Here is a 16,615-nt window from a genome sequence, read left to right on the forward strand (position 1 = left end):
GCGGCTGATATGCGCGGATGAACGGCCATGGACACCACCTTCACGATGCTGCCGGCGTATGCCGAGCTGTTCTGCTTTTCCAACTTCACGTTTCTGCGCGGCGCGTCGCACGCTGAGGAACTGGCCGAGCGTGCCGCGCAACTCGGCTACTCCGCGCTCGCGATCACCGACGAATGCTCCCTCGCGGGAGTCGTGCGCGCGCATGTCGCGGCGAAGGAAGCGAAGCTGCCGTTCATCGTCGGTTCGTATTTCCGGCTCGTCAATGCCGATGGTTCGCCGGCCTTCGGCCTGATCCTGCTCGCCCGCAACCGCAACGGCTACGGCAATCTGTCCGAGCTGATCACGCTCGCGCGCATGCGCGCGCCCAAGGGCGAATACCGGCTCACGCCGCAGGATCTGTCGCGGCCGGAGAAGGAATATCGCCACCTGCTCGGCATGCCCGACTGCCTCGCGATTCTGGTGCCGGATTTCCCGGCCAGCGAAGACGCGCTCGACGCGCAGGTCGAATGGCTCGACGAAACCTTCACCGGCCGCGCATGGGTCGGTCTCGTGCTGCATCAACGCGCGATGGACGACATGCATCGCGGCGCGGTCGAATTCGTCGCGAAGAGCCGCGACGTGCCCGTCGTCGCGCTTGGCGAAGTCGTGATGCACGTGCGCTCGCGCAAGCCGCTGCAGGACACGATGACCGCGATCCGGGTCGGCAAACCGGTCCATGAGTGCGGCTATGATCTCGCGCCGAACGCCGAGCAGCATCTGCGCTCGCGGTTGCGCCTGGCCAACCTGTACCCGGAAGACGCGCTGGCCGCGACGGTCGACATCATGAGCCGCTGCACGTTTTCGCTCGATGAGCTGCGCTACGAGTATCCCGACGAGCTGGTGCCGGCCGGCCATACGCCGGCCTCGTACTTGCGCCAGGAGACCTATATCGGCGCGCAGCGGCGTTTTCCGGCGGGGATCCCGCATCACGTGCAGCAGCAGATCGAGCACGAACTCGAACTGATCGCGGACCTGCAGTACGAGCCGTATTTCCTGACCGTCTATGACATCGTCCGCTTCGCGCGCAGCCAGCACATTCTGTGTCAGGGTCGCGGCTCGGCCGCGAACTCGGCGGTCTGCTACTGCCTCGGCGTGACCGAGGTGGACCCCGCGCGCGGCAACATGCTGTTCGAGCGCTTCATCAGCAAGGAGCGCGGCGAGCCGCCCGATATCGACGTCGACTTCGAGCACCAGCGGCGCGAAGAAGTGATCCAGTACATCTATCGCAAGTACGGCCGCGACCGGGCCGCGATCGCGGCGGCGGTGTCGACCTATCGTCCGCGTGGCGCGCTGCGGGAAACCGGCAAGGCGCTCGGCGTCGATCCGCAGATCGTCGATGCGGTCGCGAAGTCGCATCACTGGTTCGATAGCCGCCAGGATCTGCTCGCGCGCTTCGCGGAATCCGGCCTCGATCCGGACAAGCCGCTGATTCAGGCCTGGGCGAAGCTCGCCGCGCAACTGCTGAATTTTCCGCGCCATCTGTCGCAGCATTCGGGCGGCTTCGTGATCAGCCGCGGCAAGCTCACGCGGCTCGTGCCGGTGGAAAACGCGGCGATGGCCGACCGCTCGGTGATCGAGTGGGACAAGGACGATCTCGAATCATTGGGCTTGCTGAAGGTGGACGTGCTCGCGCTCGGCATGCTGTCGGCGATCCGGCGCACACTCGACCTCGTGTCGGAACAGCGCGGCGAACGTTTCGAAATGCAGGACATTCCGTCTGAAGATCCCGCGACCTACGCGATGATTTCAGCCGCCGATACGGTCGGCGTGTTCCAGATCGAATCGCGCGCACAGATGAGCATGCTGCCGCGCATGCGGCCACAGACGTTCTACGACCTCGTGATCGAAGTCGCGATCGTGCGGCCGGGTCCGATTCAGGGCGGCGCCGTGCATCCGTACCTGCAGCGCCGCCAGGGCTTCGAGCCCGTCACCTATCCGAGCGACGCGTTAAAGACCGCGCTGGGCCGCACGCTCGGCGTGCCGATCTTCCAGGAGCAGGTGATGCAGGTGGCGATTCTCGCGGCCGGCTTCACGGCCGGCGAAGCCGACCAGCTGCGGCGCGCGATGGCCGCGTGGAAACGCAAGGGCGGGCTCGAAAAATACTATGACCGCATCGTGCTCGGCATGCAGGAGCGCGGCTACAACCAGGCCTTCGCCGAGGCGATCTTCGAGCAGATCAAGGGCTTCGGTGAATATGGCTTCCCCGAAAGTCACGCGGCCAGTTTCGCGCTGCTCGTCTATGCGAGCAGCTGGCTCAAGTGTCACGAACCAGAGGCATTTCTCGCCGCGATGCTGAACAGCCAGCCGATGGGCTTCTATTCGCCGTCGCAACTGGTTCAGGATGCGCAGCGGCACGGCGTCACGGTGTTGCCGGTCGATGTGACGGTGAGCGGCTGGGACTCCTCGCTCGAACCGCGTGCGGGGGCGATGCGCCCCGCCGTGCGGCTCGGTCTTTCGCTGCTGCGCGGCATGAAGGACGGCGCCGCCGAACGGATCGAGAACGCGCGCGCGGTTCGTCCGTTCGCGAGCGTCAACGATCTCGCGCGCCGCGCGCAGCTCGACCGCAAAGACCTGCATGCGCTCGCGGATGCGAATGCGTTGGCAGCGCTCGCGGGAAACCGCCGCGAAGCGCTGTGGCAGTCGGTCGCTGCGGTGCCGGACAAGGATATGCTCGCGGCCGCGGCGACTCAGGACGAAACGCCCGAACTGGGCGCACCGAGCGAAGCGCACGACATCGTCGCCGACTACCGCTCGCTCGGCCTGACGCTGAACCGCCATCCGCTGGAACTGCTCAGGCCGCAATTGCTCGCGAACCGGCTGATGCCGGCCGCGACGCTGCGGACCTATCGCGACGGCCGCCTCGCGCGCGCCTGCGGACTGGTGACGGTGCGTCAGCGACCTGGCACGGCCAAGGGCGTCGTATTCGTCACGCTGGAAGACGAGACGGGCAACGTCAACGTGATCATCTGGCCGGGCCTGCTCGAAAAACAGCGCAAGGAAGCGTTGGGCGCCACGCTGCTCGCCGTGTACGGCACGTGGCAGTGTCAGGGAGAAGTACGGCACCTCGTCGCGCAGAGGCTCGTCGATATGTCCCATCTGCTGGGCAAGTTGCAAACGACGAGCAGAAACTTCTGCTGACGCGAGCGCGCGAATGCGTATCATCGGAACAGCAAACGGAGGGCATCCATGTGCTATTCGGCTCAGATCGTGGCGGACTACCGGCGCTACGTTCGCATGTTCGGCGCGCAGATGAGCATCGAGGAATTCGCGCGGCTTTTCTTCGAACGCGCGCAAGACAATCAGGCGAAGATTCCCAAAGCGATGGAAGACGCGTTCTCGGAACCGCAGTCCGACGCGGAACGGGAAGTCTGGGCGATGATCGAACGCTTCCGGTCGCAGCAGACCGTGAAGCTCGAACAGGAACTGTTCAAACAGCGCACCCGCTTCGCCGATGCCGAGCGCTCCTTGCAGACCAAAGTCACCAAGGCGGCGACCGAGAGTCAACGGATCGCCAAAGACAAGATCGACCGCACGCTCGAACGGCTCGACGACCTCCGCCGGGTCGATCCCAAAGCAGCCGACTCGCGCATCTTTCCAGGCTACTACGCGCCGGTACTGGTGATGGAAAACGGCCAGCGCGTGGTCAAGCCGATGCGCTATCAGTGCCGCCTCGCCGGCAAGCCCGCATCGTACGACACCCGCTATCCGGGCACGTACAACGCTCGTCGGGACAGTCTCGAAAGTTTCTGGAAAACGCTATTCGGCTACTCGCATGGACTCGTGCTGGCCAGTTCATTCTATGAGAACGTATCGCGCGCGCGGATGGAAGGCCGTGAACTGGCGCCCGGCGACAAAGATGAAAATGTCCGGCTGGAGTTCAGCCCCAACCCGCCCCATGACATGCTGGTCGCATGCTTATGGTCCCGCTGGAGCGGCAAAGGCGAGCCCGATCTATTGTCCTTCGCGGCCATCACCGATGATCCGCCACCCGAGGTTGCCGCCGCCGGCCACGATCGCTGCATCATTCCGATCAAGCCCGAGCATATCGACGCGTGGTTGAATCCCGATCCGCACGATCTGGCAGCGCTGTACGCGATTCTCGACGATCGGGACCGGCCGTTCTACGAACATCGGATCGCGGCCTGAATACAACATGCGGTTTTCCAGGCCGCGCAATACGGTGCCGGATCATCCTTGCAATCTTCGCGCAGTAACATATTCTGCGTTATGAATCTTCGTCGGCTGGCAAAAAATACCCGGTCGCAGAGGTTCGCGAACAGGTGCGATCCGGACCCCGTCAATCATCGAAGCGCCTGCGCAACGCGCCCACCACCTGCACCATGCGCATACGCACGCCACGGACCGCGCCGAGGTCGCCGACTGGGTCTGGCCCTTCTGAACCTCACGCGCAGCACGCACCGGGGGAAAGCTCCATGGACGACGCTCCCACCACGACCACGCCGCAAAGCATGGATGCGGCGCGCACCGGCCTGAGCGCCGCCGCGCTGCAGCGCGGCGTGCTCGACAATCTGCTGTGCCTGCTCGGCCGCTATCCGGCCATCGCTTCGCCGCACGACTGGTACATGGCGCTCGCCTACAGTGTGCGCGACCGCATGCTGGCGCGCTGGGCAGCCTCCGTCCAGACCTACGCCGTCAGCGATGCGCGCGTAGCCTGCTATCTTTCCGCCGAATTCCTGATCGGCCCGCAACTCGGCAACAACCTCGCCAACCTCGACATCGAGGCCAACGCGCGTGAAGCGCTGGCCTCGCTCGGCGTCGACCTCGATACGCTGCTCGAGATCGAGGAGGAGCCGGGGCTCGGCAATGGCGGGCTGGGCCGGCTCGCGGCCTGCTATCTGGATTCGCTCGCGACGCTGGAAATCCCGGCCATCGGCTATGGCATCCGCTACGAATTCGGCATCTTCGACCAGCTGATTCGCGACGGCTGGCAGATCGAAACCACCGACAAGTGGCTGCAAAGAGGCAATCCGTGGGAGATCGTGCGCGCCGAGGTGGCGTACTACGTCGGCTTCGGCGGCAGCACGCACAACGAGACCGATGCACGCGGGCACCTGCGTGTGCGCTGGACCCCCACGCGGCAGATCAAAGGCGTAGCGTGCGACATCCCGATGCCGGGCTATCGCGTCAACACCTGCAACACCTTGCGGCTGTGGAAAAGCGAAGCGGTCGAGTCGTTCGACCTGCAAGACTTCAACGCCGGCGACTATTACGAGGCCGTCAACGAAAAGGTCATCTCCGAGACGCTGTCGAAAGTGCTGTATCCGAACGACGAGCCCGAGATCGGCAAGCGCCTGCGGCTCGCGCAGCAATACTTCTTCGTGTCGTGCTCGCTGCAGGACATGCTGCGCCTGCTCGAAATCAAGGGCGAACCGCTCGGACACTTCGCGGATCTGTTCAACGTGCAGCTGAACGACACGCACCCGTCGATCGCGGTCGCCGAGCTGATGCGTCTGCTGGTGGACGACAAGGAGCTGCCGTGGGACGAGGCCTGGGACATCACCCGGCGCGCGCTCGCGTACACCAATCACACGCTGCTGCCCGAGGCGCTCGAAACCTGGGGGTTGCCGCTGATGCGCAACCTGCTGCCGCGCCTGCTCGAAATCATCTACGAGATCAACCGGCGTTTCCTCGACGAGGTCCGGCAACGCTTTCCGGGCGATGAAGCGCGCCTCGCACGCATGTCGCTGATCGACGAGCGCGGAGACAAGCTCGTGCGCATGGCGCATCTCGCGACCGTCGGCGCCCACGCGATCAACGGCGTGGCCGAACTGCATTCCGGGCTGCTCAAGCAAACCGTGCTGCGGGACTTCGCCGAATTGTGGCCCGAGCGCTTTCACAACGTCACGAACGGCGTCACGCCGCGCCGTTTCATGCTGCTTTGCAATCCGGGGCTCGCGCGGCTGCTCGACGAGACCGTCGGCGCTGGCTGGGTCACGGATCTGGCGCGATTGCGCAAGCTCGAAGCCTATGCCGACGACGCCGCGTTCCAGCAGCGTTGGCGCAGCGTGAAGCAGTCGAACAAGGCGGTGCTCGCCGAGCATATCCGCCGCGTCACCGGCATCGGCGTCGATACTGCCGCGCTGTTCGACGTGCAGGTCAAGCGCATCCACGAATACAAGCGGCAGCATCTGAACGCGTTGCTGATCGTCACACTGTACCGGCGCCTGCTGCGCGATCCGCAACTCGCGCTGACGCCGCGCTGTTTCGTCTTCGGCGGCAAGGCCGCGCCCGGCTATGTGATGGCCAAGCTGATCATTCGTTTGATCAACGGCATTGCCGAAGTCGTGAATCACGACCCGGTGGTGAACGGCCGGCTGAAGGTCGTGTTCTATCCGGACTTCAACGTGAAGAATGGCCACTTCATGTACCCCGCCGCCGATCTGTCCGAGCAGATTTCGACGGCCGGCAAGGAGGCGTCTGGCACCGGCAACATGAAGTTCATGATGAACGGCGCGCTGACGATCGGCACGCTCGACGGCGCCAACGTCGAAATCCGCGAAGAAGTCGGCGACGAAAACTTCTTCCTGTTCGGCCTGACCGCCGACGAAGTGGCAGGAGTGAAGCGCGCGGGTTATCACCCCGCGGACTATGTGAAGGACAACGCGGAACTGGGCGAAGTACTGCAACTGATCGCCGACGGTCAGTTCTCGCGCGGCGACCGTGAAATGTTCCGCCCGCTCATCGACAATCTGCTGCACGCGGACCCGTTTCTCGTGCTCGCCGATTACGCCGCTTACGTGGCGCGTCAGGACGACGTCAGCGCCGCCTGGCAGGACACGCGGCGCTGGACCCGCATGTCGATCCTGAACACCGCGCGCTCGGGCAAGTTCTCCTCCGACCGGGCCATCGGCGAATACTGCAAGAAGATCTGGAGGATCTGCCCGATAAGGATCACCCTTGACCAATGACCCTGAAACGGCATTGCTGCGTGCTCACGCGGTTCGCCCCGGCTCGCGGTTTCCGACGGGCGTCAGCGCGGTGCCCGGGGGCATCAATTTCTGCATCTTCTGCCGCCACGCGACGCGCGTCGAGCTATTGCTGTACGAGGCCGCGGACAGCCCCGAGCCGTTTCAGATCATCCCTCTCTGTACCGATGAGAATCGAACCTTCTTCTTCTGGCATGTGATGGTGGAAGGACTGCCGTTCGGCACGCACTACACGTGGCGAGTGGATGGTCCGCGCGATACGCAGTCCGGCGGCTTCGCGTTCGATCCCGAACGCGAACTCCTCGATCCGTATGCCCGCGCGGTCAGCGACGTTCTGTGGACACGGCGTGGGGCCGGCAACCCGAACCCCGCCGCGCACGCCACGCACCGCGCGATCGTGACGGAACCGCTGCGCGCGCCCCCCAACCGTATCTCGCGCGGCCTCGACAACGCGATCATCTACGAGTTGCACGTGGGCGGCTTCACGCGTCATCCGTCGAGCGGCGTCCAGCATCCCGGCACCTTCGCCGGCCTGATCGAGAAGATTCCGTATCTCACGCAACTCGGCGTGACCCACGTCGAGCTGCTGCCGGTGATGGCCTTCGACGAGCAGGACGTTCCGCCAGGGACGGCAGCTCTCGGCCTGATCAACTACTGGGGCTACAGCACGCATAGCTTCTACAGCCCGCATCCTCGCTACTGCCTGGACCCCGCGCGCGCGCCGCAGGAGTTTCGCGCGCTCACCGACGCGATGCACGCCGCGGGCATCGCGGTGCTGCTCGACGTCGTGTTCAACCATACGGCGGAAGCCGGCGAGACGGGGCCCGTCATCAACTTCAAGGGCCTCGTCAACGATATTTTCTACCACCTCGACGAGACCGACCGGCGTCGCTATCGGGACTACACCGGCTGCGGCAACACGGTCAATTGCAACCATCCGCTGGTGACGGCGTTCATCGTTCATTGCCTCGAATACTGGGTGGAGGAGCTGGGCGTCGACGGGTTCCGCTTCGATCTGGCGAGTGTGTTCGCGCGCGACCAGCACGGCGAGCTGATGGCCGATCCACCGCTGCCCTGGGCGATGGAGTCTTCGCGTGTGCTTGCGCACGTGCCGTTGATCGCGGAAGCGTGGGACGCCGCCGGCATGTACCAGGTCGGCGCCTTTCCCGGCATGGCGTGGGCCGAGTGGAACGGCCGCTATCGGGACGTGATTCGCCGTTTCGTGCGCGGCGACCCGGGCCTGATCGGGGAGGTCGCCACCTGCATCGCGGGCAGTTCGGACCTGTATGCGGACGGCGGCAGGCTGCCCGACAACAGCATCAACTTCGTCACGTGCCACGACGGTTTCACGCTGATCGATCTGGTGAGCTACGAGACGAAACTCAACGAGGTCAATGGCGACGGGAATCGCGACGGCAGCTCCAATAACCTGTCGTGGAACTGCGGGACCGAGGGCGAGACCTCCGACCCGACGATTCTCGCGCTGCGGCTGCGCCAGGCGCGCAACCTGATGGCCATTCTGTTCCTGAGCCAGGGCGTGCCGATGATGCTCGCCGGTGACGAGGTGCTGCGCAGCCAGCGCGGCAACAACAACGCCTATTGTCAGGACAACGCGCTCAGCTGGTTCGACTGGACACCCACTGAAACCGGCTCGGCGATGTCGCGCTTCGTGCGTGAATTGATTGCGCTGCACATGCGCCACGCAAGTTTGCGCCGGCAAAATTTCCTGACCGGCCGGCCAGCGCCCGGGCAAACGCGGCCGGATGTGGCATGGCATGGCGAGCGCCTGAACGAGCCCGGCTGGCACGATGCCGGCGCGCGGCTTCTCGCCGTCACGCTGGGGGGCGAAAAGCCGGGCGAGGCGGCACTGCACATGGTGTTCAACATGAGCGATTGCGCGCGCACGGTCGAATTGCCCGCGCCAGACGCGCGGCACTGGCGGCGTATCGTCGATACCGCGCGCAACAGTCCGCATGACATCGTGCAAGTTGCGCAGCAGGGCGTCATCGAAAGCGAGCAATGCCGCGTGGAAGCGCGCAGTGTCGTGGTCCTGGAAGAAGCGAGCTGAAGTTACCCAAATCACCCGGTCTGTCGTCCTCTAATGTCGATCGCGGAGGGCATCATGAGAATCAGCGTATATGGGCCGTCCGTCGTCCTCGCGATGGTTGCGCTCGTGGTGCATGGCAGCGCATTCGCGAGGTCCGAAACGTGCCATCCGGCCTCGGAGAAGCAGATTTCCGCACTGTTCGATCGCTGGAACGACTCGCTGAAAACCGGCGACCCGCAGAAGGTCGTGGCGAACTACGCACCGAACTCGATCCTGCTGCCGACCGTCTCGAACAAGCCGCGTTTGACCGCCGACGAAAAGCTCGACTATTTCAAACGCTTCCTCGAAAACAAACCGGTCGGCACGATCGACTTCCGCGACATCATGATCGAATGCAATACGGCGATCGACTCGGGGCTCTATACGTTCAAGTTCGCGGACGGCTCGGTCGTCAAGGCGCGCTATACGTTCACCTACGCGTGGAACGGACACAAGTGGCTGATTACCAGCCATCATTCGTCGAAAATGCCGGAAGGCAATTAGGCGATGCGATTGAGAAGAAATCAGGCTGGGACTTGAACCTCATTCACGAATGGCCTGAATACGTCCCGCCTTGACTGCCGCTTTCAAAACCGTCCAGTCCGCCTCATTCTGCTCCGCATAAGCGAGCGCGAATTGCACGACGGCTTCGTCGAATGCCTCCGACTTGCCGACATATCCGCTGAGCAATGCGGGGTCGCCTGCTTTCGCCATCGAATGCGCCAGCGCGTGAGCGCAGGACACCGCATATTCGCCCAGATCTTCGACGTCGAACGTGGTGAAGTCGAACGCCCCCTTCATGTCGCGCAATTGCCGCACGTAGAAGTCGTTGCCGGTGTGATGCATCTTCGACCAGCCGAGGAAAATGTCGCTGGCCGACTGCAGCAGACGCTGCCCGTTCACCACGCGCTGGCCGTGATTGGCATAGCGGCTCGGCGGCAGATACTCCTCCAGCACGGAAGCCCGCGCCTCCTTGAGTTGCAGGAACAGCGGGCACTCTCCGTCGGCCATGAAGAGCGTCTCGTAGCAACGTGTTCCCACCGAGCCGATGCCCACCACGCGAATGGCGATATCCACCAGCTCATAGCGATCGAACAGTGCGCGCCTGTCATCGGGAAGCGTCAGTCGATAGTCGGCGAAAAAGCGCCGTACCAGCGTTTGGTACTGTTTCTGGTCGTGCTTGCTCTCGAGCGGGACGTGGTACACGAGCGGGGGCGAGTCCTTGATGCGCAGCTTGCCGTTGACCATCTCGGTTGCGCGAGTCAGCACGGAACGTGATGATTGCTGCCTCGCCTTTTCGATGACGGCCAGTTCTTTCCGTCTTTCCTCCACCGAATCGGCAATCGCCAGCATGCTCGCTGCCTTGAACTGGCAATACCAGACGTCGAGCGTGTCCATGCTGCTCAATCCGGCGAGCCGTTGCCGGAAGGTCTCGCAGAGCCGGCGTACCACGGCGCGCTGGTCGCGAATCGTAAAGCCTCGTTCGCGCGCGGCAATCACGAACGAAGCGGCGAGCCTGCGCACGTCCCAGTCGAACGGACCCGGCAGGGTTTCGTCGAAGTCGTTGGGGCCGAAAAGAATGCGCCGTTCCGGACTCGCGAACAGCCCGAAATTAGCGAGATGCGCATCGCCGCCCAATTGCACGCTCACGTTGGAACGAGGCAGTTTCGACAGGTCGTGCGCCATCAGCGGCGCGGCACCCCGATAGAACGCGAACGGACTCGCGACCATCCGACCGTAGCGGATCGGGATCAGCTCCGGCACGCGGCCCACGTTGGACGCATCGAGCAGAGCGATGGGATCGCGATCGACGATCTTGCAGATTCCCAGCTCCGCGCGCGGCGCCTTCTTGCGCGCCGCCTTGCCCTGCTCCATGCGCGCGGCCAGCGAGCCACGCCCGGCGAACAGCATGGACGGATCTTCCTGTGCCGCCAGCGTCTTCGGATCGGCGCGATCCGTGGCGGGTTGGATGGACTTCTCAGCAGCGGAATCAGACACGCGTCACTCCTTGTTCGAATCGGGATCAAGCGGCCTTGTCATGTCACTTCCCTTCCCGTCACTTCACTTTGCCTTGCTTTATCCCGGCTTGTCGGCGTCCGGGGCTGCCGCCCACGCGGGTGGCGACAGATCGCGCAGTGCGTCGATCGCCGCATCGACCGTCTCGAAGATCTCGCGATGCGCGCCGCTCATCCGCAGTGCCCTGTACCGCTCGAGTTCGTGCCGCACGCCAGCCGGCACCGCGACCACCGCGATACCCAGGCCGCGCTGGTCGAGTTCCGCACCCAGCTGGAGCAAGGTCTTGCCGGCCGTGTAGTCGATATTGCTGATCTCGGTTGCGTCGATCACGACCCAGCGCAACGGAACGTCCGCTTCGTTGACGATTTTCAGCACTTCCTCTGTGAAGCGCCCCGTGTTCGCATAGAACAGATCCGCCTCGAACCGGTAGATGACGATGCCGGGCGCCGCGAGCAGATTCGGCTCGACGTGATGGGGAATCCAGTGGCCGGTGGGGCCGCGCGTCAACACGCGCGTGCGCAGCCGATAGCTATGCCGCGCATGCGCGATCAGCGACAGCACGACGGCGGCGAGAATGCCGTGCATCACATCGACGAACACGACCACGCCCGCCGCGAGCAACGCAACGACGAATTCGTCCTTCTGCATGCGAAACAGTTCGGCCATCCCCTTCACGTCGATCAGCTTCACACCGATCATGAAGACGATTGCCGACAGCACGGCGGCAGGCATCAGGCTGAGCGGCCTCGTGAGGAACAGCAGCACCAGCAGCACGATCACGGCGGTGCTCAAATGGGCGACCTGGGTGCGTCCTCCCGCATCGTCGATGATCTCGGTCTTGGTCGGACTGCCGTTCACGACGAAGGTGCCGGTAAACGCCGCGGCCGCGTTCGCCGCCGCGAGTCCGATGATGTCGGCGTTATCGTCGCCCTTCTCGTTGTTGCGGGCCGCGTAGGCACGCGCCGTCGCCGCGCTCTGCGCGATGATGACGATGAAGCACGAGGCCGCCGTCGCCAGTACCTGGTTGATCTCGCTCATGTGCAGCGGCGGCACGAACAGCGACGGCAGTCCGCCGGGCACTTCGCCCGTCACCGCGATGCCGTGTGCGGCGAAATTGAACACCCCGCTCGCCACGATGGAGCCGACCACGGCGATCAGCGCGCCTGGCGCGTGCGGCGCGAGACGCTTGCAGCCGATGATCACCGCGAGTACGGCAAGCGAAAGGAGCGTGGTCGGATAGTTCGCTTCGGCCACACGTTGAACCACGCTCACCAGTTGCATGACGGGGCCATGCCCCTGCTTCGCGAGCCCGAGCAGCCCAGCGAGTTCCCCCGCCGCGACCTGCACGCCTACCCCCGTCAGAAAGCCGATCAACGCGCTTCGTGAAAGAAAGTCGGCCAGAAAGCCGAGCCGAAAGATACGCGCGATCACCAGCATCACGGCGACCGTCAGGGCCACCGTGCTCGTCAGCCCGATGTATTCCTTGCTGCCCAATGCAGCCACGGTCGTCAAGGTACCGGCGAGGATCGCGGCCGTCGCGGAGTCCGCCGCGACTACCAGTTGACGCGAAGCACCCAGAACCGCGAACGCCACCAGCGGCAACAGGATCGTATAAAGACCCGTGACGGTGGGCGTGCCGGATATCTTCGTGTACCCCATCACCTCGGGTATGCCGAGGGCCGCCAGCGTGAGCCCGGCGATGATGTCGCGCGGCAGTTGAGAGGAATTGAAGGGCAAAAGCCCTTGCAGAAACGGCGAGTGATGCAGATGAGCGCGCGTGGAAGCCGCTGGTTTCATGTGTCCACCTCCACTCAGGTCGTGAGCTTGCCGACCAGCGCGTTCGCGATGATCTCGTTCGCGATCACCACGTTGGATGCCCCCGCGCTCTCGAACAACATCTTTCTCAAGGGGTTTTCGCCGGGCACTGCAATCGCGAGCGACGCATTCAGCGTATGCGCCGCCAGCGTGATCGCCAGATTGTTGTTGCTGTCGGGGGTCGTCACGACCAGCGCTTTGGCACGGTCCAGCCGCGCATGCTTAAGCACGTCGTCGAATTCCCCGGGCGGACCTAGCATGACCTGAAAGTCGTGATCCGCCGCCCGTTCGGCCTGCCCCTGATCGCCCACGAGCACGAGCACCGTATGTCCGGCGTCGCGCAGCCGCCCGGCGACCAGTTCACCGAGCGAATGAAATCCCACTACCACGACATGATCGGCAAGTTGGTCGAGCTTGCGCTCCATGATCCTGTTCTCCCGATAAGCCATCACGTCGTCGCCGGATAGTATGCCAGTGAGCCTCGAAACCGCGAATCCGCCGATCAGCATGGTCGCGATCATGGCTACCAGCATGAAGATCTTTTGAGGCCGATTGAATTCGCCAAAGGCGCCGAGTGTCGTGACGAGGTTGAGCCCATTCCACACCGATGTAAGTACTTTGTTTGGGAACGAGGTATTGGACTGATCCAGGATGAACAGCCCGGTGGCGGCACTGCAGAGCAGCAGAACGAGAAGGCCGACCGTGTGGCGTGCGTGGCGGCGCCATTCGCGAATACGGATGGCTCCAAGACGAGGCTCATTTACACGGAAGATCCACATGGTCACCTCGGATAGTCGAAACGATCGAGACAACAGCGAACCCAACCCAAGCAGACAAGCTCCCCCTTTTTGCGCCGGTAGTCAATAGTCAAGAGCCCCCATGAAAGAGGCTCTGTAAGCGCCTTGATCGCCTTCTACGGCAATGCTCCCCCTGCTTCGGAGACGGGCTCGAACACCACCCGCTGCTCCTGCGAGTCGTAGCGGCAAACCACTCGCATCCCTTCACCGATTTCGCCATTGATCAGCGCTTTCGCCAACGGATTTTCGACGCGCTGCTGAATCTGCCGGCGCAGTTCGCGCGCGCCGAACTCGGGCCGATAGCCCTCGGTCGCGAGATGGTCGATGAGCGAGTCGTCGAAGCTCAGCTCGATGTCCTGACTGCTGGCAATGCGTCGCACCTGCTCCAGCAGAATCCGCACGATATGACGCGTCTCGTCGCGGCCCAGCGACTTGAACACGATGATGTCGTCGATCCGGTTGAGGAACTCCGGCCTGAAATGCTGCCGCAGCACGTTCATTACGCCGCTTTCCACGCTGACGGAGCCCGCCTGGCTGAAAAATCCCGGCCCCGTGCGGTTCTGTCCGGTGATCACGTCGGACGCGAGATTGCTCGTCGCGATGATCAGCGTATTGCTGAAATCGACGACGCGCCCTTTGCCGTCCGTCAGGCGTCCATCGTCGAAAACCTGCAGCAGCACGTTGTACACGTCGGGATGCGCCTTTTCGATTTCGTCGAGCAGGATCACGCTGTACGGTCTGCGCCGCACCCGTTCGGTCAGCTGCCCGCCCTCTTCGTAGCCAACGTATCCGGGCGGCGAACCGATCAAACGCGCGACGGTATGGCGCTCCATGTATTCGCTCATGTCGAAGCGCAGCATCGCATCCTCGTCGCCGAACACGACTTCGGCGAGCGCTTTCGCCAGCTCGGTTTTGCCGACACCGGTCGGCCCCAGGAACAGAAACACGGCGGTGGGCCGGTGCCGCGCCTGCAAGCCGGCACGCGCGCGCCGCACGGCATCGCTGACGGCCACGACGGCTTCATCCTGGCCGATCACGCGCTGATGCAAGCGCTGCTCCATATTCAGGAGCCGCTCCTTTTCCTCGGCCGTCAACTGCGCGACGGGAATGCCCGTGAGCCGCGCGACGATTTCGGCGACCTGCCCGATACTCACATGCGATGTGTGGGTGCCGACACTCTTCTTCCACGCGTCGGTTGACTCGCGCAGCTGCTCTTCCTTCGCGGTGATCTCGCCGCCGAGCGCATGCGCGCGATCGAATTGCTTGCGCGATGCCGCATAGTCCTGCTCGCGGCGCAATTGACCGATTTCCGCTTCGAGTTCGAGCACGGCGGCAGGCCGCGATGTCGACGACAGATTGACACGCGCCGCGGCCTGATCGATCAGGTCGATCGCCTTGTCGGGCAGAAAGCGCCCGGAGATATAGCGATCCGACAACTCCGCCGCGCCGACGATCGCATCGTCCTGGATCGTCACCTTGTGATGCGCCTCCAGCCTGTCGCGCAGTCCGCGCAGAATGTTGATGGTCTGCACGACCGACGGCTCGGCGATCAGCACCGGCTGAAAGCGCCGCTCGAGCGCCGCATCCTTTTCGATGTACTTCTGATATTCGGCGAGCGTCGTTGCACCGATCAGATTGAGTTCGCCGCGCGCCATCGGCGGCTTGAACACGTTGGCGATGTCGAGACCGCCTTCGCCACCGCCCTGCCCCGCGCCGACGATCGTATGCACTTCATCGACGAACAGCACCAGCGAGTCCTGGTTTTCCAGCACTTCGTCGATCACCTGCTTCACGCGCTCTTCGAATTCGCCCCGGTACTTCGCGCCCGCGACCATCGAATTCACGTTGAGCTCGACGAGCCGCTTGTTGCGCAGCGACTCCGGCACGTCACCGTTGACCATCCGCTGTGCCAGCCCTTCGACGACCGCCGTTTTGCCGACGCCGGGCTCGCCGATCAGCACCGGGTTGTTCTTGCGCCGGCGCGCGAGCACTTCGACCATCGTTTCGATTTCGCTTGACCGTCCGATCACGGGGTCGAGCCGGCCTTCGCGCGCCAGGACCGTGAGGTCGCGGCTGTGCTTGTCGAGCTGCGGCGTGCGCGACGGCTGGCGCGGCGCCGCTGGCTTCTGCACGCCGGCCGCGCGCAGCGTCTGCTGGCGCAGCGCCGGCGCTTGAACGCCGAGCCGGCCTAGCAGTTGCCCCGCAAAGCTCTCCGGCACTTCGGCCAGACCGATCAGCAGATGTTCGGCGCCGACCGAGCTGTGACCCAGTTGGCGGGAAGCCAGGAACGCGCGATCGAGCGCGCTCTTCAGCCGCGGCGAGACGCCCATCGGCTCGTGCGGGCTCGGTGCGGCGGGTTCGCGCTTCTCTGCGTTCGCGTCGATATAGGCGCGCAAATCGATCCCCTTCACACCGAGCGAAGCGAGGATCGCTTCGACGGCCGCATGGTCGGCCAGCACGTATAGCAGGTGTTCGGTATCGACCTCGCGACGGCCGAACTGCGCCGCGGTTTCAGCGGCGCGCTGCAGCATCTCCATCGCGACGTCGCTGAAATGCCGCTCGATGCTGAACGATTCGCCGCCTTCGACGGGCTGCTGCGCGGCATGCGGATCGGCAGCGGACGGCTCCTGGGCCGATGCCTGCGCGCGAAACAGCGCTTCGAGCGGCGAGATAGAGCGTTGATGGCGGGTCAGTTGCGCGTAGTGAAAATCACAGACGTCGAGCACCTGACGCTGATTGTTCTGAAGTACGGCAAGCCGCACCGTCGCCGGCCGGACACCGCAGATATCGCAAAGCAAGCGTGCCATTGTGTGTCGTCTCCATTGCGTCAAGACTTCGAGGAAAGCATACCGCGCGCCAGCCCGCCTTCCCGGCGACGGCGACGTCGACATCGCACGGCCGGACTTTGCCCGCAC

At 63.9% G+C, this 16,615-nt stretch carries 9 protein-coding genes; 5 read left to right on the forward strand and 4 right to left on the reverse strand.

The genetic code is table 11. The features are described 5' to 3' along the window. The first annotated feature begins 27 nt into the window (after nucleotides 1-27). From AB3X94_RS14895 to AB3X94_RS14915, 5 genes are all read left to right on the forward strand, one after another. Nucleotides 28-3,177 carry an error-prone DNA polymerase gene (locus AB3X94_RS14895; protein WP_368611939.1) on the forward strand — a complete coding sequence of 1,050 codons (3,150 nt, stop codon included), beginning with the start codon at nucleotides 28-30 and terminating at the stop codon, nucleotides 3,175-3,177. A gap of 48 nt (nucleotides 3,178-3,225) precedes the next feature. Beyond that, entirely contained in the window at nucleotides 3,226-4,185 is a 960-nt protein-coding gene (locus AB3X94_RS14900) for an SOS response-associated peptidase family protein (protein WP_368611940.1), read from the forward strand. A gap of 287 nt (nucleotides 4,186-4,472) precedes the next feature. Continuing rightward, a complete protein-coding gene (locus tag AB3X94_RS14905; RefSeq protein ID WP_368611941.1) occupies nucleotides 4,473-6,968 on the forward strand; it encodes a glycogen/starch/alpha-glucan phosphorylase in 2,496 nt (831 codons plus the stop codon). Next, the gene (gene glgX, locus AB3X94_RS14910; RefSeq protein WP_368611942.1) at nucleotides 6,958-9,054 is read left to right on the forward strand and encodes a glycogen debranching protein GlgX; all 2,097 of its coding nucleotides are present in this window, start codon (nucleotides 6,958-6,960) and stop codon (nucleotides 9,052-9,054) included. Before AB3X94_RS14905 ends, glgX begins: the two co-directional genes overlap by 11 nt. A gap of 54 nt (nucleotides 9,055-9,108) precedes the next feature. Then, nucleotides 9,109-9,576, forward strand: coding sequence for a DUF4440 domain-containing protein (locus AB3X94_RS14915; protein WP_176108859.1), 468 nt, complete (start codon nucleotides 9,109-9,111; stop codon nucleotides 9,574-9,576). Between the two features lie 39 nt (nucleotides 9,577-9,615). Here the strand turns inward: AB3X94_RS14915 and AB3X94_RS14920 are convergent, their stop codons facing one another. From AB3X94_RS14920 to AB3X94_RS14935, 4 genes are all read right to left on the reverse strand, one after another. Beyond that, nucleotides 9,616-11,070 carry a DUF2252 domain-containing protein gene (locus tag AB3X94_RS14920; protein ID WP_176108860.1) on the reverse strand — a complete coding sequence of 485 codons (1,455 nt, stop codon included), beginning with the start codon at nucleotides 11,068-11,070 and terminating at the stop codon, nucleotides 9,616-9,618. A 78-nt stretch (nucleotides 11,071-11,148) separates the two neighbouring features. Then, complete coding sequence (locus AB3X94_RS14925) at nucleotides 11,149-12,885, reverse strand: SulP family inorganic anion transporter (RefSeq protein ID WP_176108861.1); 1,737 nt, start codon at nucleotides 12,883-12,885, stop codon at nucleotides 11,149-11,151. A 14-nt stretch (nucleotides 12,886-12,899) separates the two neighbouring features. Next, complete coding sequence (locus AB3X94_RS14930; RefSeq protein WP_368611943.1) at nucleotides 12,900-13,682, reverse strand: TrkA family potassium uptake protein; 783 nt, start codon at nucleotides 13,680-13,682, stop codon at nucleotides 12,900-12,902. Between the two features lie 134 nt (nucleotides 13,683-13,816). Continuing rightward, nucleotides 13,817-16,507: an AAA family ATPase gene (locus AB3X94_RS14935; protein ID WP_368611944.1), complete on the reverse strand. Its 2,691-nt coding sequence runs from the start codon at nucleotides 16,505-16,507 to the stop codon at nucleotides 13,817-13,819. Between the last annotated feature and the right edge of the window lie 108 nt (nucleotides 16,508-16,615).

The sequence above is a fragment of the Paraburkholderia sp. BR10923 genome, from assembly GCF_040948765.1.
Lineage (GTDB): Bacteria > Pseudomonadota > Gammaproteobacteria > Burkholderiales > Burkholderiaceae > Paraburkholderia > Paraburkholderia youngii.